19 protein-coding genes and 1 pseudogene are annotated in these 21491 nt (G+C 71.0%); 8 read left to right on the forward strand and 12 right to left on the reverse strand.

The window, feature by feature from the left end; all coding sequences use genetic code 11:
- The 6 genes and pseudogenes from ITI46_RS36095 to ITI46_RS22780 form a co-directional block, all read right to left on the reverse strand.
- Window positions 1-128 (reverse strand): zinc-ribbon domain-containing protein (locus ITI46_RS36095; protein ID WP_209241585.1); only part of this gene is annotated, 128 nt, incomplete at its 3' end.
- 228 nt (window positions 129-356) lie between these two features.
- The gene (locus ITI46_RS22760) at window positions 357-1055 is read right to left on the reverse strand and encodes a demethylmenaquinone methyltransferase (RefSeq protein WP_209241568.1); all 699 of its coding nucleotides are present in this window, start codon (window positions 1053-1055) and stop codon (window positions 357-359) included.
- Between the two features lie 66 nt (window positions 1056-1121).
- Window positions 1122-2327: a cyclic dehypoxanthinyl futalosine synthase gene (gene mqnC / locus ITI46_RS22765; RefSeq protein WP_307808277.1), complete on the reverse strand. Its 1206-nt coding sequence runs from the start codon at window positions 2325-2327 to the stop codon at window positions 1122-1124.
- Between the two features lie 145 nt (window positions 2328-2472).
- Complete coding sequence (locus ITI46_RS22770; protein ID WP_209241569.1) at window positions 2473-3357, reverse strand: menaquinone biosynthetic enzyme MqnA/MqnD family protein; 885 nt, start codon at window positions 3355-3357, stop codon at window positions 2473-2475.
- A gap of 94 nt (window positions 3358-3451) precedes the next feature.
- Window positions 3452-5158, reverse strand: a pseudogene (locus tag ITI46_RS36100) (SpoIIE family protein phosphatase); the annotation flags it as partial.
- 1918 nt (window positions 5159-7076) lie between these two features.
- Window positions 7077-7283 carry a hypothetical protein gene (locus tag ITI46_RS22780; protein WP_209241570.1) on the reverse strand — a complete coding sequence of 69 codons (207 nt, stop codon included), beginning with the start codon at window positions 7281-7283 and terminating at the stop codon, window positions 7077-7079.
- 370 nt (window positions 7284-7653) lie between these two features.
- Between ITI46_RS22780 and ITI46_RS22785 the strand changes: the two genes are divergently transcribed.
- Complete coding sequence (locus tag ITI46_RS22785; RefSeq protein WP_209241571.1) at window positions 7654-7857, forward strand: cold-shock protein; 204 nt, start codon at window positions 7654-7656, stop codon at window positions 7855-7857.
- An 86-nt stretch (window positions 7858-7943) separates the two neighbouring features.
- Here the strand turns inward: ITI46_RS22785 and ITI46_RS22790 are convergent, their stop codons facing one another.
- From ITI46_RS22790 to ITI46_RS22810, 5 genes are all read right to left on the reverse strand, one after another.
- On the reverse strand, window positions 7944-8450 hold the full coding sequence (locus ITI46_RS22790) for a ribose-5-phosphate isomerase (protein WP_209241572.1): 507 nt from the start codon (window positions 8448-8450) through the stop codon (window positions 7944-7946).
- A 25-nt stretch (window positions 8451-8475) separates the two neighbouring features.
- Window positions 8476-10278 carry a dihydroxyacetone kinase family protein gene (locus ITI46_RS22795; protein WP_209241573.1) on the reverse strand — a complete coding sequence of 601 codons (1803 nt, stop codon included), beginning with the start codon at window positions 10276-10278 and terminating at the stop codon, window positions 8476-8478.
- Between the two features lie 62 nt (window positions 10279-10340).
- Window positions 10341-11792 carry an FGGY-family carbohydrate kinase gene (locus ITI46_RS22800; RefSeq protein WP_209241574.1) on the reverse strand — a complete coding sequence of 484 codons (1452 nt, stop codon included), beginning with the start codon at window positions 11790-11792 and terminating at the stop codon, window positions 10341-10343.
- Window positions 11789-12868 (reverse strand): 2-hydroxyacid dehydrogenase, encoded by a 1080-nt coding sequence (locus tag ITI46_RS22805; RefSeq protein ID WP_209241575.1) that lies wholly within the window; start codon window positions 12866-12868, stop codon window positions 11789-11791. The genes ITI46_RS22800 and ITI46_RS22805 overlap by 4 nt, the downstream gene beginning before the upstream one ends.
- Entirely contained in the window at window positions 12865-13554 is a 690-nt protein-coding gene (locus tag ITI46_RS22810; protein WP_209241576.1) for an HAD family hydrolase, read from the reverse strand. Before ITI46_RS22810 ends, ITI46_RS22805 begins: the two co-directional genes overlap by 4 nt.
- Window positions 13555-13702: 148 nt before the next feature.
- On the opposite strand from ITI46_RS22810, the gene ITI46_RS22815 reads away from it, so the two are divergent.
- Together ITI46_RS22815 and ITI46_RS22820 are read left to right on the forward strand one after the other, a co-directional pair.
- Window positions 13703-14488: a DeoR/GlpR family DNA-binding transcription regulator gene (locus ITI46_RS22815; RefSeq protein ID WP_209241577.1), complete on the forward strand. Its 786-nt coding sequence runs from the start codon at window positions 13703-13705 to the stop codon at window positions 14486-14488.
- Window positions 14489-14612: 124 nt separating this feature from the next.
- On the forward strand, window positions 14613-15935 hold the full coding sequence (locus tag ITI46_RS22820) for an MFS transporter (RefSeq protein ID WP_209241578.1): 1323 nt from the start codon (window positions 14613-14615) through the stop codon (window positions 15933-15935).
- Between the two features lie 58 nt (window positions 15936-15993).
- Here ITI46_RS22820 and ITI46_RS22825 read toward each other — a convergent pair whose 3' ends face one another.
- Window positions 15994-16401 (reverse strand): DUF3224 domain-containing protein, encoded by a 408-nt coding sequence (locus tag ITI46_RS22825; RefSeq protein WP_209241579.1) that lies wholly within the window; start codon window positions 16399-16401, stop codon window positions 15994-15996.
- Between the two features lie 102 nt (window positions 16402-16503).
- On the opposite strand from ITI46_RS22825, the gene ITI46_RS22830 reads away from it, so the two are divergent.
- The 5 genes from ITI46_RS22830 to ITI46_RS22850 all read left to right on the forward strand — a co-directional run bounded on the left by ITI46_RS22830 (window position 16504) and on the right by ITI46_RS22850 (window position 21208).
- The gene (locus ITI46_RS22830; protein ID WP_209241580.1) at window positions 16504-17547 is read left to right on the forward strand and encodes a helix-turn-helix transcriptional regulator; all 1044 of its coding nucleotides are present in this window, start codon (window positions 16504-16506) and stop codon (window positions 17545-17547) included.
- Between the two features lie 261 nt (window positions 17548-17808).
- Window positions 17809-18726: a TetR/AcrR family transcriptional regulator gene (locus ITI46_RS22835; RefSeq protein WP_209241581.1), complete on the forward strand. Its 918-nt coding sequence runs from the start codon at window positions 17809-17811 to the stop codon at window positions 18724-18726.
- A 136-nt stretch (window positions 18727-18862) separates the two neighbouring features.
- Entirely contained in the window at window positions 18863-19750 is an 888-nt protein-coding gene (locus ITI46_RS22840) for a beta-keto acid cleavage family enzyme (protein ID WP_209241582.1), read from the forward strand.
- 25 nt (window positions 19751-19775) lie between these two features.
- A complete protein-coding gene (locus tag ITI46_RS22845) occupies window positions 19776-20750 on the forward strand; it encodes a 3-hydroxyacyl-CoA dehydrogenase NAD-binding domain-containing protein (RefSeq protein ID WP_209241583.1) in 975 nt (324 codons plus the stop codon).
- The gene (locus tag ITI46_RS22850) at window positions 20747-21208 is read left to right on the forward strand and encodes a thioesterase family protein (protein WP_209241584.1); all 462 of its coding nucleotides are present in this window, start codon (window positions 20747-20749) and stop codon (window positions 21206-21208) included. Before ITI46_RS22845 ends, ITI46_RS22850 begins: the two co-directional genes overlap by 4 nt.
- Window positions 21209-21491 lie beyond the last annotated feature (283 nt).

Here is a 21491-nt window from a genome sequence, read left to right on the forward strand (position 1 = left end):
GCGGCGGGAGCGGGCGGTGCCGTCGGTGCCGTGGGAGCTCCGCACGACATGCAGAAGCGGGCCTCAGCGGGGGACTCGGCACCGCATTGCGGACAGGACGGCGGGGACGACGGCGGCGGGGACGACATGGCGCTCCGATGCGGTTGCGTTCGGCTTCGGCGGTCGGCGTTCGGCGTTCGGGGAGAAACGGCACACAGGGGCACCGCACGTGTGCGTACGGTGCGAGGGGACGGGTTACATCGTTCCGCCGAACGCCCCCTGGGGGAAGGCAATTTATCCAAGCGCAACCGGACTTGGCCCCCAGCGCCTCAGACCGACGCCCCGTCAGTCCTGCAGGCCGTCGGTCCTTCGCCCCGTCAGTCCTTCGGGCAAAAGCCGCGGTGCAGGGCGACGATGCCGCCCGTCAGATTGCGCCAGGCCACCCGGCTCCAGCCCGCGTCCTGGAGGCGGGCGGCGAGCGCGGGCTGGTCGGGCCACTCGCGGATGGACTCCGCGAGGTAGACGTACGCGTCCGGGTTGCTGCTGACCTGCCGTGCGATGGACGGCAGTGCCCGCATCAGGTACTGCATGTAGACGGTGCGGAAGGGCGCCCAGGTCGGCTGGCTGAACTCGCAGATCACCACCCGCCCGCCGGGCTTGGTCACCCGCCGCATCTCGGCGAGGGCCGCGTCCACCTCGCTGATGTTGCGCAGCCCGAAGGAGATGGTCACGGCGTCGAACGTGGCGTCGGCGAAGGGGAGCCGGGTCCCGTCCCCCGCGAGGAACGGCATCCAGGGGTGACGCTGCTTGCCCTCGCGCAGCATGCCGAGCGAGAAGTCGCACGGCACGGTGAAGGCGCCGGCCTCCACGAACGGCAGCGAGGAGGTGCCGGTGCCTGCCGCCAGGTCGAGCACCTTCTCACCGGGCCGCGCGTCCACGGCGGCGGCGACGGCGCGCCGCCACAGCCGGGCCTGGCCGGCCGTGAGCACGTCGTTGGTGAGGTCGTACTTGGCCGCGACGTCGTCGAACATGGCGGCGACCTCGTGCGGCTGCTTGTCCAGGGATGCGCGGCTCATGGCCTGTTGCCCGCCCGTCAGTTCAGTCAGTTCAGTTCTGCGTCAGTCAGTCAGTTCAGTTCTGCGTCAGTTCGCGTCGATGAGAGCCAGCTCGGGGTGCGCGGTGCCCCCCTCGATGGCGGTGGAGGAGAAGTGCGAGACGACCTTGTCGTCCACCGGGTCGTTCGCCGGGTCGTCGTGCACCACCAGATGCTCGTACGTGGTGGCACGCTGCGCCGGGACGCGCCCCGCCTTGCGGATGAGGTCGATCAGCTCCATACGGTTGGAGCGGTGCCTGGCGCCCGCCGAGGAGACGACGTTCTCCTCCAGCATCACCGAGCCGAGGTCGTCGGCGCCGTAGTGCAGCGAGAGCTGGCCGATGTCCTTGCCGGTCGTCAGCCAGGAGCCCTGGATGTGGGCGACGTTGTCCAGGAAGATCCGCGCGATGGCGATCATCCGCAGGTACTCGAAGACGGTCGCCTGCGTCTGCCCCTTCAGGTGGTTGTTCTCCGGCTGGTAGGTGTACGGGATGAAGGCGCGGAAGCCGCCGGTGCGGTCCTGCACCTCCCGGATCATCCGCAGGTGCTCGATGCGCTCCGCGTTGGTCTCGCCCGTGCCCATCAGCATGGTGGAGGTGGACTCCACGCCCAGATTGTGGGCGATCTCCATGATCTCCAGCCAGCGCTCGCCCGACTCCTTGAGGGGCGCGATGGCCTTGCGGGGCCTGGCGGGCAGCAGCTCGGCGCCGGCGCCGGCGAAGGAGTCCAGCCCTGCGGCGTGGATGCGCTCGATCGCCTCCTTGGGGGTCACCCCGGAGATCCGCGCCATGTGCTCGACCTCGCTGGCGCCCAGCGAGTGGATGACCAGCTGCGGGAACGCCTTCTTGATGGCGGCGAAGTGCTTCTCGTAGTACTCCACCCCGAAGTCGGGGTGGTGCCCGCCCTGGAACATGATCTGGGTGCCGCCCAGCTCCACCGTCTCCGCGCAGCGGCGCAGGATGTCGTCCAGGTCGCGGATCCACACCTTGTCGCTCTTGGGCGAGGCGTAGAAGGCGCAGAACTTGCAGGCCGTCACGCACGAGTTGGTGTAGTTGATGTTGCGCTCGATGATGTACGTGGCGATGTGCTCGGTCCCCGCGTACCGGCGGCGGCGCGCCTTGTCGGCGGCGGCGCCCAGCGCGTGCAGGGGCGCGTACCGGTAGAGGTCGAGCGCCTCTTCGGGAGTGACGCGCCCTCCGGTGGCCGCGCGGTCGAGGGCGGAGAGCAGGTCGGCTTCCGACACGTGCGCTGTCACCGTGGCGTCCCTCCAAAGGTCGCACTTCGCACATTCGATGTATCTCGCCGCTTATCCCTGCACAGCGGCACCGGACCAGCGTACGCCAGGGGCACCGGGCCGCTCGGGGGCGCATCCCCGAGGACGGTCCGGGTGCCCCCGGGCCTCAGCTGCGGGGCTCGGGCTCGCGCTCGGGCTCACGCTCGGAGCCGAGCATCTCCACCCGGACGTCGGACGGATAACCGGTCGTCGCACCCGTACGGCGGGCGAACTCGGCGACGCCCTCCAGCTGCCGTTCGCCGAACCGGAAGTCGAGGGTGGTGAAGTACCGCTCCAGCACCGCCGGCTCGAAGATCTCGTAGCGCGCGGCGTGCTCGGCCACCTGGTCGACCTGTTCCATGGCCAGATCGCGGGAGGCCAGGAAGGCGCGGTGCGTCTCGTGCACCGTCTCCGGCGCCTGCTGCAGGAAGTCGCGGCGCACGGCCCAGACGGCGAAGACGAACGGCAGCCCCGTCCACTCCTTCCACAGCCGCCCCAGATCGTGGACCTGGAGGTCCTCCTCCGGCAGCTGCCGCAGATAGGCGCGCAGTCCCACGTCACCGATGACGACGGCGGCGTCCGCCTCCTTCATCATCCGCTCCAGGTCGGGCGGGCAGCTGTAGTAGTCCGGCTGGACGCCGTACCGCTCGGCGAGCAGCAGCTGGGCGAGGCGTACGGACGTACGCGACGTCGAGCCGAGTGCCACCCTGGCGCCGTCCAGCTGGTCGAGCGGGACCCGGGAGACGATCTCGCACGACATGACGTCGCCGTCGCAGCCCACGGCGATGTCCGGGAGGGCCACGAGGTCATTGGTGGTGGCCGCGTTCCGCAGGAACTCCACCAGGGTGACGGGGCCCATGTCGAGCCGCCCATCGATGATCATCTCGCTGAGCTTCTCGGGGGTGTCCCTGGTCAGGTCCAGGTCCAGCAGGGTGTGGGTGTGGACCAGGCCCCAGTACAGCGGCAGACAGTTGAGGAACTGGATGTGCGCGACGCGGGGTCGGGTGCGCACATGCCTAGGTTTCGCAGTCACTCTCCGGAGAGTACGCCCCGGATTATCGGGGTTCGCACAGGGGGCGAGGGCGGCGCGCAGCCGACCGCGCCGGTCAGCTGCCGGGAACCTCCGGCATGGTCTGCTCGGCCCAGATGACTTTGCCGTCCTTGGTGTAGCGGGTACCCCAGCGTGCGGAGAGCTGGGCGACGAGAAAGAGGCCCCGCCCGCCCTCGTCCGTGGTGGTGGCATAGCGCAGGTGCGGCGAGGTGAGGCTGTTGTCATAGACCTCGCAGGTGAGCGTACGGTCGCGCAGCAGTCGCACCTTGATGGGCCCGACGCCGTAGCGCATGGCGTTGGTGATCAGTTCGCTGAGGATCAGCTCCGTGGTGTCCTGGAGGCTCTCCAGCTCCCACTCCGCGAGCAGCGCGGAGACGGCGGCGCGTACGCGGCGCACGGCTGCCGGGTCCGACTCCACGTCCCATTGCGCGACCTGTCCGGCCCCCAGCACCCGCGTGCGGGCGACGAGCAGCGCGATGTCGTCGCTCTGGATGTCCGGGAGGAGGGCATCGAGTACGGCGTCACAGGTCTCCTCGGGGGACCGGCCGGGGCGCGCCAGGGTCTCTCGGAGCAGTCCGAGCCCGGTGTCGATGTCCTGGTCACGGCGTTCGACAAGGCCATCGGTGAACAGGACGAGGCTGCTGCCCTCGGGCAGCAGCAGCTCGACGGACTCGAAGGGCAGCCCGCCGATGCCGAGGGGGAGACCCGAGGGTACGTCCAGGAACTCCACGCTGCCGTCAGGGTGCACCGCAGCGGGCGCCAGGTGGCCGGCCCTGGCGACGGCACAGCTACGGGACACGGAGTCGTAGACGGCGTACAGGCAGGTGGCGCCGGTGATGGTGGTCTCGTCGCCGGCCGCGACGGCGTCCTGGTCGGTCACGGTGACCAACTCGTCGAGATGGCTGAGGAGTTCGTGGGGCGGCGGATCGAGGGAGGAGAAGTTGTGCACGGCGGTGCGCAGCCGTCCCATGGTGGCGGCGGCATGCAGCCCGTGCCCGACGACGTCGCCCATCACCAGGGCGACGCGGGCGCCCGAAAGGGGGATGACATCGAACCAGTCGCCGCCGACCCCCTCCTGCGCTGGGAGGTAGCGGAAGGCGACCTCGACGGCGTTCTGTTCGGGCAGCGCGCGGGGCAGCAGGCTGCGCTGCAGCGCCACGGCCATGCCGTGCTCGCGGGTGTAGCGGCGTGCGTTGTCGAGGGAGACGGCGGCGTGGGCAGCGAGTTCGACCGCGAGGGAGAGATCGTCCTGCTCGAAGGGCTCGGGCTTCTCCGACCGCCAGAAGTGGACGACGCCCAGCAGCACGCCGCGGGCGGTCAGCGGCGTCGTGATGTACGAGTGGACTCCGTAGTCGAGGATGCGTGAGGCCCGCTCCTGGTCCACCGCCTGCCAGCCCGGGGAGTCGCGCAGCCGGGGCACCAGGACTGCCTTCCCCGTCTCGATGCTGCGGGCGGGTGGTGAGGCCGGCGCGAAGGTGATCAGGTCGCCGACGCGGAAGAAGGGAAGAGCTTCCTCGTGGATGCCGCTGACGGCCGTGCGCCGCATCCGCGGGCTGCCGCCGCCGGTGCCGCCGTCGGTCCCCGGTTCGTCACCGCGCAGCACGGCCTCCGCCAGGTCGACGGTGACATAGTCGGCGAAGCCCGGGACCGCGACCTGAGCCAGCTCCTGGGCCGTGTGCGTCACATCGAGGGTGGTGCCGATGCCACTGGTCGCGTCGTAGAGGAACTCCAGACGCTGCCGGACCAGCTCGACCCGCTGCGACGCCTCGCCGATCATCTCCATCACCTCATCGGTGCGGACCGGCTCCTGACCGACCACCGCGTCGACCGCGAGCCGTGCGGACGCCGCGCCGACAGTGCCGGAGAGCTGCGCTTCCGCATGATGGATCAGGTCCGGGGGCGCTGCTGCTTCCGGCGATTCGGGGCTCGCCCCCGGGTAGGAGCGCACCGCACGCTCGGCGCCCTCTCGCCCGAGGAACCGCTCCAGCATCGTCTGCAAGGCGCCGACCGTGGCACGGGCCCGCCAGCGCCGCTCCCCGGCAGGCTCTGCGAGGATGTCGACGAACTGCACCGCCTGCGCCTGCTCGGCGGTGTTCGGCCGGCCGGCGAGTGAGACGACGACATACCCCCCGATGTTCACCAGCGCGCTCCAGAACATCGCGTGGCTGGTCGGGTCCAATCCCGCCAGGCCGAACAGTTGCTGCGGCCGGAGCAGCTCGATGCCGAGCGGGCCCTCACGCAAGAGCGAGGCGGGCAGCAGCCCGGACTCGGCGAAGCTCGGCAGCAGCAGGGTGTACGACCAGATGGCGAACCCCCCTACGAGGCCGACCAGCACCCCCTGGCGGGTACCGCCCTTCCAGAACAGGCCGCCGAGGACCGCGGGTGCGAACTGTGCGACAGCCGCGAACGACACCACGCCGAACGAGGTCAGCGCATGTCCCTCACCCGCGAGTCGGAAGTACGCGTACCCGAGTAGCAGGATCAGCACGATGGCCGTCCGGCGGATGCCCTGTACCAGACCGGTGACATCGTCCCGGTTCGCCAGCCGGGACCTGCCGCGCAGCAGCAGCGGCATCACAAGTGAGTTCGACACCATGGTGGCGAGCGCGATGGTCTCGACGGCGATCATGGCGGTGCCCGCGCTGAGGCCGCCGATGAAGACGAACAGGGCGAGCGCCTGCTGCCCTTCGACCATCGGCAGGGTCAGCACGAAGGTGTCGGCGTCGGTGGCCCCGCCGAGCCGCAGAATGCCGGCGGCCGCGAGCGGAAGCACGAAGACGGTGTTCGCGAGCAGATACAGCGGGAACAGCCACATCGCCCGCTTGAGGTGCTCCTCGTCGACATTCTCGACGAAGGTGACCTGCCACTGCCGAGGCAGCAGCAGGACCGACAGCATGGACAGCACGATGAACCAGAACCAGGTGCCGTAGCTGGTGTGCCCTTGCAGGGTGAACAACTGGCCGAGACCGGCGTGCGCCGCCTCGGCGAACAGGTCGTCGAACCCCCGGAACATCCAGAAAGTCACGAAGATCCCGACCGCGAGGAGTGCTCCGATCTTGACCACGGACTCGAACGCGACGGCGGCGACCAAGCCCTCGTGGCGTTCGGCGGTGTCCAGGTGGCGGGTGCCGAAAAGGATGGTGAACGCGGCGAGCAGCAGCGCCGCGTACAACCCGGTGTCCTGAAGCGGCGGGACATGGCCCAGCCGCGAGGGGGTGGTGATCTCGGGGTACCGCCGAATGATCTCGAAGGCGTTGGAGACCGCTTTGAGCTGGAGCGAGATATAGGGAACAACTCCGACCACGGCGATGACCGTGACCAGACCGCCCAACACCGCGCTCTTGCCGTAGCGGGCGGAGACGAAGTCGGCCAGCGACGTGACCCGGTGCCGGCGGCTGATCCGGATGATTCTGCGCAGCACCAGCCAGCCGAGCGCGAGCATGATCACCGGGCCCATGTAGAAGCCCAGGAAGTCGATGCCGGAGGTGGCGGCTCCGCCCACGTTGCCGTAGAGCGCCCACGCGGTTTCGTACACCGCGAGGGACAGAGCGTAGACGGTGGCGTTGTTGATCAGGCTCCGTCCGGCGTCTGCCCGTCGCTCGGCATAGAAGGCCACGACGAAGAGCAGGCCGAGATAGCACACCGAAGCAGCGACGATGACCCCGGTCCGGAGCACAGCACTACCGCGTTCTGGCGCCGATGACGGCGACCAGGGCGATCACGGCCGCCCAGACGAGATAGAGGTACGCCCACAGAACCGGGACACCGAAGATCCGGTCCATTTCGTCGAACTGCGCCAGCACCGGTGGCACGACGAGTACGAACGCCAACGCCCCCACGGCGGCCAGGCGCCCGGCGAGCCGCCCGTTGTCCGGTGACTCCGCCACGGCTGCCTCCACAACCCGATGCCACGCCTCGCCATGCGCCCGGTACATCCAGCGCCCATCACGGCCACCGATGCCGTCATATCAACACAAACACCGCAAAGTACGGTATCGAGCCCCGCTGCATCGCCGGAGACCGACACGCCCCCACTGCTCCCTCGGCGCAACTGCTCGGCTGCCGGACATGATCGACAGCCATGATCGGGAGCACTTCCGCCCCGGGGCCCACCGTGCTAGGCTCAGCGGCAAGTTGCAGTTTGGTTTCCCTTGCAGTACAGAGCCTGCGGAGCATGTGACCGCGGGCTCTCGTCGTTTTCAGGCTTCTTTGTGGGTTCTGGGAGCAGGGACACCCTTATAGGCCCAAGGAGGGCTTATGGCTACCGGAACCGTTAAGTGGTTCAACGCCGAAAAGGGCTTCGGTTTCATCGCCCAGGACGGCGGCGGTCCCGATGTCTTCGTCCACTACTCCGCGATCAACGCATCTGGTTTCCGCTCTCTGGAGGAGAACCAGACGGTGACGTTCGACGTCACCCAGGGCCCCAAGGGCCCGCAGGCGGAGAACGTCACCGCGCAGTAGTCCCTGACTCTGCAGTATCCAGCAGTACCCAAGGAGCCCCCGCTTCAGCGGGGGCTCCTGCCTTTTGCCAGGGCTTGATACCGGGGTCAGCAGCCCTGCTCGTAGCCGGATATCGCGGCGACCTTCGCCGCCGAGGCCGAGCCCTCGTCGAAGTGCTGGTCCAGCCACTCGTCCAGCAGGGTGCGGGCCAGTTCCAGGCCGATGACGCGCTGGCCGAAGCAGAGCACCTGGGCGTTGTTGCTGAGCACCGACCGCTGTACCGAGTAACTGTCATGGGCGGTGACGGCGCGGATGCCGGGAACCTTGTTGGCGCTGATGGCGACGCCGAGTCCGGTGCCGCAGACGAGCAGCGCGCGGTCGGCCTCGCCGTCGGCGACCCGGCGCGCCGCCTCGACGGCGACGTGCGGATACGCCCGGTCGAGATCCGGGCCGCCGCCGGGTCCCTCCCCGCCGACGCCGACATCGGTGACCTGGGAGACGCGGGCGTCGGCCTCCAGGTCCTTCTTGAGGGCTTCCTTGTAGTCGAGACCCGCGTCGTCGCAGCCCACGACGATGCGGAAGGGCTGCCGGGACGCTGCGGGGGTGCTGCTCATGGTGCGTTTCCTCCTGGTGGCGGGATCAGACTGCGGGGCGTACGGCGTCCGCCACCGCGCCCAGGACCAGCGCGAGCGAGGTGGCGCCGGGGTCAGGGGTGCCGACGCTGCGTTCGGCGAGCGGCCGGGCACGGCCCAGCCTGGGGCGCAGCTGCGCGGTGGCCTCCGCGGCGGTACGGGCCACATCGGCCGCGTCGGCCAGCGCCTGGGCGGGCGCGCCACCCGCCTCCAGCCGCCCCGTGAAAGCGGTCACGAACGGGTCGAGTCCATCGACCAGGGTCTTGTCACCGGGCTCCGCCTTGCCCAGCGAGGTGACGGCCTCCAGCGCGGCCCGTGCGCCGGCTGCCAGTTCCGCGGGCCCGGCGGCGCGGTCGGCGGGAAGTGCGGAGCCGAAAGCGCGCAGCCCCGCGCCCCACAGCGCCCCGGAAGTGCCGCCCGCCTCGGCGGCCCAGGCGTCCCCGGCCGCACCCAGCAGCGCGGCCGGCGCTGCGCCCGTGGCCTGCGCCTTCTCGGCCGCGGCCAGCGCCGCGTCCACGCCCTTGCACATGCCGCGCCCGTGGTCCCCGTCCCCCGCGACGGCATCGAGCCGGCCAAGGGTCTCCTCCTGCTCGTGGAGGAGGGCGTGGGCCGCCTGGAAGGCACGGACGACGATGGCCGCGGTGGCAACCGCCTCCCGGGTCGCGGTGGCGGGCGCGTCGGCCGTGCGGGTGGCGGTGGCCGGGCGGGGAGCGGTGGCCGCGCGCTCGGCGATAGCGGGACTCGCAGCAGCGGCCGTGCTCCCGGCAGCGGTCGCGTCGCCCGTGCCGGGGGCTTCCGGCGCCAGCTCGCCGCGGCGGTAGGCGGGGGTGTCGGCGGGGGCGAGCCAGAGCCGTTCGAGTTCGTCGTCCAGCCAGGTGACGGTCAGCGAGCAGCCCGCCATGTCCAGCGAGGTGACCAGCTCGCCGACCTCGGGCCGTACCAGTTCGAGCCCCGCCTCGGCGAGCAGCCGGGAAACGGACGCCCACAGCACGTACAGCTCCTCGTACTTGGTGGCGCCCAGGCCGTTGAGCAGGACCGCGACCCGGCGGCTCTCCGCGGCTTCCGCGGGCCGCTCGGCCAGCAGCCCCTCCACCAGGGTGCGGGCCAGCTCCTCGGCGCTGGTCAGCTCGGTCTCGCTCACGCCGGGCTCGCCATGGATGCCCAGGCCCAGGCCGAGCTTCCCCGCAGGGACGGTGAACAGCGGCTCGCGCTGGCCCGGCAGCGTGCAGCCCGCGAAGGCCACACCGAGCGAGCGGGTACGGGCGTTGGTGTGCTCCGCTATCCGGATCACCTCGTCCAGACCGGCGCCCTCCTCGGCCGCCGCCGAGGCCGTCTTGTAGACGGTGAACCCGCCGGCGATGCCGCGCCGCCGGTCCGCCTCGGCGGCGGGGGCGCTGGCGATGTCGTCGGTGACGGCGAAGCAGCGGGCCGGTATGCCCTCGGCGGTCAGCCGCTGGGCCGCCTGGCCGAAGTTCATGACGTCGCCCGCGTAGTTGCCGAACATGAACAGCACGCCTGCCCCTGTTTCGGCCTCCGCCGCAACGGAGTACGCCTGCGCGGCGGACGGGGAGGTGAAGACGTTGCCGATGACCGAGCCGTCGGCGAACCCCTTGCCGACCACGCCGCAGAAGGCGGGGTAGTGGCCGGAGCCGCCGCCCGTCAGCACGGCGACTTTCGGGGTGGCGGGGCGGTGGGCTCTGACCACACCGCCGCCGCCCGGAACGGCGCGGACGTGCTCCGGGTGCGCCGCGACGAAGCCTTGGACCATGTCCTCGGCGAAGTGGGACGGGTCGTTGAAGACGCGGGTCATGTGGGACTCCAGCAGGGTGTGGCACCGGGCGGACCGAAATCCGGGGAACGGGCGGGCGAGCGTCACCAGGACTGGCGGGCTCTCTCCAAGGTGTCGAGGTAGCGGCGGTAGCCGTCTTCGTAGAAGGCGACCGCCTCGTTGTCGGCGCGGGCGACACGGCCCGCACCAGCGGCGCCGCCCTCGGCGTCGACGCCCAGCGCGCGCCAGGCGACCCGCGCTGCGCCCCGGATGCCCACGGCGTCCTCCCGCACATGGACGTCCCGCCCGAGCACGCCGGCGAAGATGCGCCCCCACTCGCCGGAGCGCGCTCCCCCGCCGCACGCGGTGACGGCCCCGGCCACGCCGAGGGTCTCCAGGCAGTGCCGTGCCGAGTAGGCGACGGCCTCGCACAGGGCGCGCACCAGATCGGCGCGGCCGGTCAGCGGCGAGAGCCCGTCGAGCCGGCCGCGGGCGCGGGCGTCCACGAAGGGCGCACGCTCACCGCTGGCGGACAGGAACGGCAGGGCCGTCACCCCGGCGGCGCCGTACGGCGACTGGGCCAGCAGCGCGTCGAGTTCCTCGATGCGTACGCCGAGCATGCCCAGCAGCCAGTCGAGCCCGGCCGTGCCGATCATGGCGGGCATCACCCGCAGATACCGGCCCTCGAACGGGGTGGCCAGGATCATGCCGGCCGCCTCGTCCCCGGCGCCCGGCGCCGGGTCGTCGCTCAGCACCTGGCAGGCCAGCGTCGTACCGACGATGAGGTTGCCCTCGCCGACCTGCTCCAGGCCCGAGCCGAAGCCGCAGGCCGGAATGTCGAAGGGCCCTGCGCTGACCGGCAGCCCGGCCGGCAGCCCGAGCTCGGCGGCGACCTTGGGCAGCAGCCCGAACAGCGCGCCGGGCGGCGCGGGTTCGGCCAGCAGCCCGCGCCACCGGCCCAGCCCGCACAGCTCCAGCGCCTCGTCGTCGTACGTACGGCGTGCCACGTCCAGGAACGGCACCGAGGCGTCCGAGGCGTCCACCGTGCGGGTGCCGGTGAAGCGCTGGGCGATGGCGTCGACGCAGTACCCGGCCACGTCGGCGGCCTCCAGCCGCTCGGGCTCGTGTTCGGCCAGGTGGGCGAGGAGGGGCCCGGCGGCGCCGGGGAACATTCCGGCTCCGGTGCGCCGGTGCACCTCGCGGGCCGTGCCGTCGGCGGTCCACTTGTCCAGCACGGGGGCCGCGCGGCCGTCCATCCAGGACAGTGCCCGGCCCACCGGGCGGCCGTGCGCGTCCCGCAGCCACAGGCCGTCGCCCTGGCCGGTCAGTGCGAGGGCCTCGATGGGCTCGTGCGGGTCGAGCTGTGCGGCATCGGCGACGGCGGCCCGTACGACGGTGACGACGGTGCCGATGACCTCGTCCATGTCCTGCTCGACGCGGTTGCCCGGCAGCGTGTACAGCGTGCTGCGGGCCTCGTGCGCCGGGGTGGTGCGCCCGTCGCGCGCGATGAGCTGGGCCTTGGTGACCGAGGTGCCGACGTCGACCCCGACGATCATGACTGCTGCCCTCCCCCGGCGGACTTCGCGGCCTCGAACACCTCCGGGTTGACCACGAACTCGGGGCGCTCGCCGCGCAGATACGCGGCTGCCTGTGCCGCCGTGATGGCCGCGGCGCGGTCGGCGGTCTGCCGGGTGGCGCCCGCCAGGTGCGGGGTGGTGATGACGTTCGGCGCGCGGTGCAGCGGCCAGTCCCCCGGCGGCGGCTCGACGTCGTACACATCCAGCGCCAGCGCGCCCAGGTGGCCGGACTCCAGCAGCGCGGGCAGCGGGCCGTAGTCCATGAGTTCGCCGCGCGCCGAGTTGACGAGCACCGCGCCCTTGGGGAGCAGCTTGAGGTTGTCGGCGTTGAGCATGTGCCGCGTCTCGGGGGTGACGCGGGCGTGCAGGCTGACGACCGAGCTGCGGCGCAGCAGCTCCTCCAGCGCCACCAGCTCCACGCCGTCCGCCGCCGCCCTGGCCGGATCGGCGTAGGGGTCGGCGACCAGCACCGTGGAGCCGAAGGCTCGCAGCACCCGGGCGACGATCGCGCCGATGGCGCCGTAGCCGACGAGTCCGACGGTGGTGCCGTCCAGCTCGATGCCCGCGTTGTCGATGGCGTAGTAGTCGCCCCGCCAGGCGCCCTTCTTCAGCTCGGCGTCGGAGGCCGGGATGCGGCGCAGCGCGGCCAGCATCAGCCCGAGCGCGAACTCGGCGGCGGCCGCCGCGTTGCGGCCCGGGGTGAAAGTGACCGGGATGCCGGCGCGGGTGGCGGCGGCCACATCGACGTTGACCGGGCCGCCGCGGGCCACCGCGATCAGCTTCAGATTCGGGGCCTCGCGGATGACGCGGTCGGTGAACGGCGCCATCTGGACCAGCGCGACCTCGGCGTCGCCGAGCGCTTCGAGCAGCTCGTCCTCGGTGCCGCTGGCCTCCTTGACGTTGCCGACGGGGCCGAAGGGGGTGTGCGGCCAGGGGGTGGTCTGGGTACGGAACTCCAGCGCGGTGCCGGGGGCCGCTTTCTGGAGCGCCTCCACGAACAGCTGGGGGGCGATGAAGTGGTCGCCCGAGGCCAGCACCCTGATCGCGTCCTTCATGCCCGGTCACCTTCCTTGAGCTGCGAGCCGTCCCTCAGCCGGGAGAGCAGAAAGCGGCGTACGTCGTCGTGGTCGGCCGCGCGGTGGGCCGCGCCCGCGAGGGCGTCGGCGGCCGGAGGGTAGCCCGGGTTGGGGATGGCGACGACCGTCATCCCGGCCGCCGCGGCGGCACGCAGCCCGTTGCTGGAATCCTCCACCGCCAGGCAGTCCGCCGCCGGCACGCCGAGCTTGCCGGCCGCCGCGAGATAGACGTCCGGGCTGGGCTTGCCCCGCGGGACCTCGGCGCTGGAGACGGTGGCCTTGAAGTGGTGGTCGACTCCATGGTGCGCGAGGACGGCGTCGATCACGCGGCGCGGCGCGGACGAGGCGAGCGCGATGGGGCCGCGCGCCGCGGCGTCGGCGATCATCTCGCGGGCGCCGGACAGCAGCTCGATCTCACCGTCCTCCAGCGCCTTGATCATGCCGTCCACGACTGCGCGCTCGGTGTCGGCGACGCTGTCACCGGCGCCGGCGAACTCGGTGAGGAAGGCGGCCCACTCCGGGGCGCTCATGCCCTGGCAGCTCTTGGTCTGCTCGGGTCCCCACTGCTTGCCGCGCTCGGCGGCGAACGCGGTCCACAGCCGCTCCCAGAGATGCTCGCTCTCGACGAGCACTCCGTCCATGTCAAACACCACTGCATCGGCCACGGCCGGAACTCCTCACCTTCGGCTCCCAGCAAATTAACACTGCATCTGTTATCTGTCACTTGTGGGTTGATACGCACACCAGGGGCGATGTGAGAGTTCAGGTGATCCGGGGACCGCGCAGAGCCGTACGGGGTGCAGGATGGTGCGTATGACCGCCCATTCAGCAGCGCGCGCCACGCGCCAGAAGCGTCAGCAGCTCATCGTCGACCATGTGCTGGCCAAGGGCGACGCCTCGGTGGCCGAGCTGACGGAGCTGACCGGCGTGAGCGTGATGACCGTGCACCGGGACATCGCCGAGCTCGCCGACCGCGGCATCCTGCGCAAGTACCACGGCGGCGTCTCGGCCCAGCCCTCCACCGTCTTCGAGTCCAGCTCCGACTTCCGGCTGCACGCGCACACCGGCGAGAAGGAGTCGCTGGCCAGGGCCGCGCTGGAGTTCGTGTCGCCGGGGATGTCGCTGATGCTGGACGACTCGACCACGGCGCTGGCCTTCGCGAAGCTGCTGCCGCAGGTGGGACCGCTGACCGTGGTGACCAACTACCGCCTGATCACCGAGGAGCTGCGCCCGGTTGAGGACGTACGGCTGATCGGCATCGGCGGCGAGTACTCGCGCACCCACGACTCGTGGATCGGGCTCTCCGCGCTGGAGATGATCAGGAGCTTCTCCGTCGACCTGACCGTCGTCTCCACCTCCGCGATCACCGGCACCATGACCTACCACCAGGAGCAGGAGATCGTCGCGCTCAAGCGCGCCATGCGGGAGGCCGGCTCGGTGAGTGTGCTGCTGATGGATCACAGCAAGGTCGGCCGCAGCGCGCTGCACCGGCTGGATCCGGTGCGCGCCTTCGACCATGTGGTGCTCAGCGGTCCGGTGGAGGAGGAGCTGGTGGCGGAGATGCGGAAGGGGACGGATGTGCGGGTGGTCTCCGCGTAGGGGCCCGCACTGTTACGCCACAACAGGCTTGACCGTTATTTTTAACAGAGCTCTTGATATTTCTCGCAAGCGGGCTGAGTATCTGCGGTGCACCAACTGGTTACCTCAGAGCGGAGGCCCCCCGATGACGGATCCAGCGACCCGAGCCCCGGACCAAGGGCTACTCGATCGCATAGGGCTGCCCAAGCCCCTGGTCCTCGGATACATCGGCGTACTGCTGTTCATGATCGGCGACGGGGTCGAGAGCGGATTCATCGCGCCCTACATGGCCGACCACGGCGCGGGCACCGATGTGAAGGCCGGCTACGTCATCACCGCGTACGGCGTCGCCGTGATGCTGGCCTCCTGGTTCTCCGGCGCGCTCTCCCAGGTGTGGGGCCCGCGCAAGGTGATGTGGGTGGGCCTGGCGATCTGGGCGGTCTTCGACGCGCTCTACCTGGTCTTCGCGCTCGGCACCGAGAACTACCCGATGATGCTGCTCTTCTACGGCATCCGCGGCTTCGGCTATCCGCTCTTCGCCTTCGGGTTCCTGGTCTGGATCACCGGCACGGCCCCGAAGGCCCGGCTGGGCACCGCCGTGGGCTGGTTCTACTTCGCCTTCACCGGCGGTCTGCCCACCCTCGGCTCCCTGTGGTCCAGCTTCACCATCCCCGGCATCGGCGAGATGGGCACCCTGTGGAGCGCGCTCGGCCTGATCCTGGTCGGCGGCGGCATCGCCTTGCTCGGCTCCAAGCGGCGGGAGGGCGGCGACCGGCTGGCCGGGCCCGAGGTCACCACGGGCGAGTCCCTGTTCAACAGCGTCTCGATCATCTGGACCCACCCGCGGGTGCTGGTCGGCTGCCTGGTGCGGATCATCAACACGGCGCCCGAGTTCGGCATGCTGGTCTATCTGCCGCGCATCTTCTCCGACGACGTCGGCTTCGGCACCGACAAGTGGCTCCAGCTGCTGGCGATCATCTACGGCACCAACATCTTCTTCAACCTGATCTTCGGCGCCGTCTCCGACAAGATCGGCTGGCGGACCACCATCGCCACCTTCGGTGCCCTCGGCTGTGCGATCAGCGTGACGGTGCTGTACTTCGTGCCGACCTGGCTCGGCCCCGACTACTACTGGGTCGCGGTCCTCGCGGGCATGCTCTACGGCGCCACGCTGGCGGGCTTCGTCCCGATCTCCGCGCTGATCCCGAACATGGCCCCCGAGAACAAGGGCGGCGCCATGGCCCTCCTCAACCTCGGCGCGGGCGGCGCGGCGTTCGTGGGGCCCGCCATCGCGTCGCTGTTCCTCCCGCTCGTCGGTGCGGGTGGCGTGACCATCGTCTTCCTGGTGCTGTACCTGGTCGCCATGGTGCTGACGTTCTTCCTCAAGATGCCCGAGGAGCAGGGCGGTTCCGGGTCCCCCGCCGCCGCCTCGCCCTCCGACAAGAGCTCGGCCCCGGCTCCGGCCTAGCACTGCTGTTCCCCGCGCCCCTTCGGGGTGCGGGGAACAGTCCTGACCGGTGCTCATGTCAAAGCTGGTAGGAGAAGGTCACCTTCACCTCCTGCTCCCCCTGGCGGACCTCGTACGCTCCCGTTCCCGCCAGACCGGCGAGGTCACCGGTGCCGGAGCCCGGGACCACCTCGAAGGAGCAGCGGATGACGCCCTCCTCGTCGAAGGTGCCGGTCTGGTGGATGACGAAGGTGCCCTCCCGCCCGTCGACGGTGCCGGTCAGCAGCTCCATCCCGCAGAAGGACCCACGCGTCTCGGCGGCGTACGTCAGGACGTACTCGCAGCTGGTGCCCTCCGCCTCGATACCCCCGCTGTAGTTGTTGACGACAGCGGCGTGCGCGAGGCGGGGGCTGCGCTCGGCGTCGGTGACATTCTTCTCGTCCCAGGAGGAGAAGGTGAAGACGGCGGTGGTGTTGTGCTCGGCCATGTCAGGCCCTTTCCGTAGCGCGGTGGACGGCGTACAGGCATCTTCCAGGCCGTACCTGACACCTTCTGTCAGGTACGGCGGAGAAGGCGCGAGAATGGCGGCATGCGCGCCGACCGGCTCCTCTCGCTGCTCCTCCTGCTGCAGAACCGCGGCCGGATGACGGCGCCCCAACTCGCCGCCGAACTGGACGTCTCCGTCCGCACCGTCTACCGCGACATCGAGGCGCTCAGCGGCTCCGGGGTCCCCGTACACGCCGACCGGGGCCCGGCGGGCGGCTACCGCCTCATGGCCGGGTACCGCACCCGGCTCACCGGGCTGACCGACTCCGAGGCGGGCTCCCTCTTCCTGTCCGGGCTCCCCGGCCCGGCCCAGGAGCTGGGGCTCGGTGCCGTGCTGACCACCGCACAGCTGAAGGTGCGCGCCGCCCTCCCGGCCCCGCTCGCCGAGCAGAGCCGGCGCATCCAGGACCGGTTCCATCTGGACGCGCCGGGCTGGTTCCGGGACGCGGAACCGGTGCCGTTCCTGCCCCAGGTCGCCCGCGCGGTGTGGGAGCAGCGGGTGCTGCGGGTGCGCTACCAGCGCTGGCGGGGCGAGGTACAGCGGGAGCTGCGCCCGCTGGGCATCGTCCTCAAGGGCGGCATCTGGTACGCGGTCGCGGTGGCCGCCACCCAGGAAGCGGACGGCGAGGACGCCGTCCGCACCTACCGGATCTCCCGGCTGGTGGAGGTCAGCGCCCACGAGGAGACCTTCGACCGGCCCGCGGGGTTCGATCTGGCCGCGTACTGGGCCGAGTCGGCGCGGCGCCTGGAGGCGATGCTCCGCCAGGAGGTGGCCCGGGTGCGGCTCTCCCCGCAGGCCCAGCGGCTGCTCCCGGCGAAGTTCGGCACCACTGGAGAGCAGGCGCTGGAGGACGCGGGGCCGGCGGACGAGGCCGGATGGGTCGAGGTCGAGCTGGCCGTCGAGTCGCAGCCGGTCGCCGTCTCCGATCTGCTCAGCCTGGGCGGGGAGGCGGAGGTCGTGGGACCACCGCAGCTGCGGGCAGCCATGATCGAAGCCGTCGCCTCGCTGGCCGCCCGCTACCCCGCGCCCCGAAGGGGCGCGGGGAACTGCGCGCTCAGCCCGGAAACACCCGCAGCCGACGGGTGACAGACAGGGGCACCCCCTTGCCCGGGGCAGTCGTGCCGGTCTGCGCGTACGTGCTGATACCGGTGCTGAGCAAGGCGAACGTGTGGGTTGCTGCGCTGCACCGGGCCGCGCCGGGGGCGGACGAGGGGCGGCGTTGCGGTACCGACTGATGCATCAGTCAGTGGCGCAATGGGCCTGACTTCTCTGGATCTAACAGGGCAAACAGTCCGGCTCTGCCGGTTCACCGTTGCGGATATCTCAACGCATCCGTACGGTGGCGGCATGCCGAACGCAGCGGGCGACCGAATCCAGGACAACGCGGGCGACATCGCCGAGCGCGTCCGCAAGGTCATCGAGACCGCCGGATGCAGCCAGCGGGAGTTCGCCCGCCGCATCGTGATGGACCCGTCCAAACTCTCCCGCTCACTCACCGGCACCCGCCGCTTCACGGCCGCCGAGCTGGCCCGGATCGCCGACGCGGGACAGGTTGACGCCGGATGGCTGCTCGGCAGCGGCACTACGGGGCCTGCCGCGGAGCCGGAGCTCAGCTCGCCGTCCCCCAGGGCGGGAGCGCGGGTCTCCGCGCCGCCCGCCGCGGGGCGTCCGCTGCAGATCGTGCGGGAGACGGTACGGCTGATCGCGGAGCACGGGTTCCACGCCGTGCGGGTGGCCGATATCGCCGCCGCGTGCGACACCAGCACAGCCGCCATCCACTACCACTTCCCCGGCCGCGCCGAGCTGCTGGAGGCGGCCGTGCGCTGGTGCATGGACGAGGACACCGCCAGCCGGGCGGCGCGGATCGCCGAGGCCGGCGCCGACGAGGACGCCGGGGCCGAGCTGAGCGAGCTCCTCGCGTTGCAGACGCCCAGGACCGAACAGCAGCGGCAGCAGTGGCTGGTGTGGCTCGACCTGTGGGCCGAGGCCGCGCGCTCGACCGCCATCGGGCAGCTGCACGTCGAGTACTACCGGCAGTGGCGCACCACCGTCGCCGACGTGATCCGGCGCGGTATCGCACAGGGCGTCTTCCGCGAGGTCGACCCCGAGTTCAGCGCCCTGCGGCTGACCGCGCTCGTCGACGGACTGGCCTCCCAGGTGCTGGCGTCCTCCGCCGGCGCTGAGGACGGGACCAGTCCCGATGACATGTATGCGGCGCTGCTCGCGTATGTGCGCACCGAATTGCTGTCGACGGCCGAGGGCTAGCGCTTGTCCTGCGGATCTTTTGCCGGGAAGGGGGTGCCCCTTGCTCGTGTTTGCGGGCTGCGGGTGAGCTCTGGCTGGTCGCGCAGTTCCCCGCGCCCCTTCGGGGCGCGCTCCAACCCCTACCGGAGGTATCGCCATGCCCATGAACGAGAACGTCATCATCACCTGCGCCCTCACCGGCGCGGGCGACACCGTCGGGCGCAGCCCGCATGTCCCGGTGACCCCCGAGCAGATAGCCGCCTCGGCGGTGGAGGCCGCGGAGGCGGGTGCGGCCGTCGTCCACATCCACGTACGCGACCCGGAGACCGGCGCGCCCTCGCGGGAGCGGAGGCTCTACCGCGAGGTCGTGGAGCGGATCAAGGAGACGGGCACCGACGTCGTCATCAATCTGACCGCCGGCATGGGCGGTGACCTGGTCCTCGATCCCGACCAGCCGCTGGAGAAGGGCGCGCTGGACGGTACGGATCTGGTCGGCGGCCTCGACCGGCTGCCGCATGTGGAGGATCTGCTGCCGGACATCTGCACCCTGGACTGCGGCTCGCTCAATTTCGGCGACCAGCTGTACATCTCCACCACGGAGATGCTGCGCAAGGGCGCGCGGCGGATCCAGGAGCTGGGCGTCAAGCCGGAGTTGGAGATCTTCGACACCGGGCAGCTGTGGTTCGCCAAGCAGCTGCTGGACGAGGGGCTGCTGGACCAGCCGACCCTCTTCCAGCTGTGCATGGGCATCCCGTGGGGCGCTCCGGCCGATCCGGGTGTGCTCCAGTCGATGGTCAACTTCCTTCCGCAGGGCGCCCAGTGGGCGTCGTTCGCGCTGGGACGGATGCAGATGCCGTGGGTGGCCCAGTCGATCCTGCTCGGCGGGAACGTGCGGGTCGGGCTGGAGGACAACCTGTATCTGAGCCGCGGGGTCAAGGCGACCAACGGGCAGCTCGTCGAGCGGGCCGTACAGATCACCGAGTCCCTCGGCGCCTCCGTCGCCTCCCCCGACGAAGCCCGCACCCGCCTCGGCCTCAAGAAGTAGCGAACCCGACCCAGGAGCTCTCACCATGACCGCTGTCCCTCCCCGCGAGGTAACCCGCATCACGTGCATCGGCGCCGGAGTCATAGGCGGCGGCTGGGTCGCCCACTTCCTGGCCCGGGGTTACGACGTCACCGCCTGGGACCCCGCACCACAGGCCCCGGAGAAGCTGCGCCGCCTGGTGGACGCCGCCTGGCCGGCCCTCACCCAGCTCGGCCTCGCCGAAGGTGCCGCCAAGGACCGGCTCACCGTCGCGGCCACCCTCGAAGAAGCCTGCGCGGAAGCGCAGTTCGTGCAGGAGAGCGCCCCGGAGAAGCTGGAGCTGAAGCAGCAGCTGCTGGCACAGCTGGACGCGGCGACGCCGCGCGATGTCGTCATCGCCTCCTCCACCTCCGGCTACCCGATGACCGACATGCAGACCCAGGCGGCCGGCCCGGACCGGCTCCTGGTGGGGCACCCGTTCAACCCGCCGTATCTGATCCCTCTCGTGGAGGTGGCCGGAGGCGACCTCACGTCGGAGCGGGCCGTCGCATGGGCGTCGGAGTTCTACGAGGTGGCGGGCAAGTCGGTGATCACAATGAACCGGGAGCTGCCCGGTTTCATCGCCAACCGGCTGCAGGAGGCGCTGTGGCGGGAAGCCCTGCACATGGTCGCCAACGGCGAGGCCACGGTGAAGGAGATCGACGACTCGATCACCGAGGGGCCGGGGCTGCGCTGGGCGTTCATGGGGCCCTGCCTGACGTTCGCGCTGGCGGGCGGCGAGGGCGGAATGGGCCATATGCTCGACCACTTCGGGCCGTCCCTCAAGTCGCCGTGGACCAGGCTGGAGGCGCCCGAGCTGGACTCGGCGCTGCGGGACGCGATGGTGGCGGGCTGCGAGGAGGCCGCCGCCGGGCGCACCATCGCCGACCTGGTCGCCGAGCGGGACCAGGGCGTCATCGACGTCCTGCGGGCCACCGGCCGACTGCCCGGCGCCAAGGCGGAGCGGAAGGCCGGCTCATGACGCGGCTGACGCGGCCGACCCGGCTGCCGGTGTTCGAGGAGACGGTGCGGCCGGAGTGGATCGACTACAACGGCCATATGAGCGAGGCGTTCTACGTCCTCGTCTTCGGCTACGCCACGGACGCGATGATGGACGCGGTGGGCCTGGGACCGGAGTACCGGGAGCGCACCGGCTGCTCGCTGTACACGGTCGAGGCGCATGTGCGGTATCTGGACGAGGTGGCGGAAGGGGCGCCGCTCGCGGTGCGCACGCGGGTTCTCGGTGTGGCCGGGAAGAAGCTCCGGTTCGTCCATGAGATGCGGGTCGGAGAGCGACTGGTGGCCACCAGTGAGCTGTTCGCGCTGCACGTGGGCGCCGAGGGCAGCGTTCCGTTCCCGGAGCCGGTGCATGAGCGCCTGGCCGCGCTCGTCGAAGAACCTCCGGGGTGGGCGGGCCGCGCCATCGCCCCGGTCGGTTGACGGGCTGCCGGGCTTCCGGGCTGACCTGCGCGATGTTGACGTTCCAGGGCGCGAATCCCACAATGAGCGGCATGGTCGCGCACTCCACTTCCCCGCTCGGACGCCACGGCGTCCCGTGGCGGCGCGGGTGCGAGCGATCCGGTCTCTAGGTGTGACGTCCGGCTCCCGGCGCGGGAGCCACGGAAGGGCCGCGCAGCAGCGCGGCCGGCACCTCATCCACCGTTGACCGGATCCGCTGGAGGACCCGCATGAGCATCACCGCTCCCGACACCCCTGACACCCC

It is taken from the genome of Streptomyces oryzae (assembly GCF_017676365.1).
Classification (GTDB): Bacteria; Actinomycetota; Actinomycetes; order Streptomycetales; family Streptomycetaceae; genus Streptomyces; species Streptomyces oryzae.

Excerpts from the sequence above, each read along its gene's own strand:
- ITI46_RS22760 (WP_209241568.1), bottom strand. The coding sequence starts at position 1,055 with ATGAGCCGCGCATCCCTGGACAAGCAGCCGCACGAGGTCGCCGCCATG.
- ITI46_RS22820 (WP_209241578.1), top strand. The coding sequence starts at position 14,613 with ATGACGGATCCAGCGACCCGAGCCCCGGACCAAGGGCTACTCGATCGC.
- ITI46_RS22800 (WP_209241574.1), bottom strand. The coding sequence starts at position 11,792 with ATGATCGTCGGGGTCGACGTCGGCACCTCGGTCACCAAGGCCCAGCTC.
- ITI46_RS22790 (WP_209241572.1), bottom strand. The coding sequence starts at position 8,450 with ATGAGCAGCACCCCCGCAGCGTCCCGGCAGCCCTTCCGCATCGTCGTG.
- ITI46_RS22845 (WP_209241583.1), top strand. The coding sequence starts at position 19,776 with ATGACCGCTGTCCCTCCCCGCGAGGTAACCCGCATCACGTGCATCGGC.
- ITI46_RS22830 (WP_209241580.1), top strand. The coding sequence starts at position 16,504 with ATGCGCGCCGACCGGCTCCTCTCGCTGCTCCTCCTGCTGCAGAACCGC.
- ITI46_RS22840 (WP_209241582.1), top strand. The coding sequence starts at position 18,863 with ATGCCCATGAACGAGAACGTCATCATCACCTGCGCCCTCACCGGCGCG.
- ITI46_RS22785 (WP_209241571.1), top strand. The coding sequence starts at position 7,654 with ATGGCTACCGGAACCGTTAAGTGGTTCAACGCCGAAAAGGGCTTCGGT.
- ITI46_RS22825 (WP_209241579.1), bottom strand. The coding sequence starts at position 16,401 with ATGGCCGAGCACAACACCACCGCCGTCTTCACCTTCTCCTCCTGGGAC.
- ITI46_RS22795 (WP_209241573.1), bottom strand. The coding sequence starts at position 10,278 with ATGACCCGCGTCTTCAACGACCCGTCCCACTTCGCCGAGGACATGGTC.
- ITI46_RS22835 (WP_209241581.1), top strand. The coding sequence starts at position 17,809 with ATGCCGAACGCAGCGGGCGACCGAATCCAGGACAACGCGGGCGACATC.
- ITI46_RS22850 (WP_209241584.1), top strand. The coding sequence starts at position 20,747 with ATGACGCGGCTGACGCGGCCGACCCGGCTGCCGGTGTTCGAGGAGACG.
- ITI46_RS22805 (WP_209241575.1), bottom strand. The coding sequence starts at position 12,868 with ATGAAGGACGCGATCAGGGTGCTGGCCTCGGGCGACCACTTCATCGCC.
- ITI46_RS22815 (WP_209241577.1), top strand. The coding sequence starts at position 13,703 with ATGACCGCCCATTCAGCAGCGCGCGCCACGCGCCAGAAGCGTCAGCAG.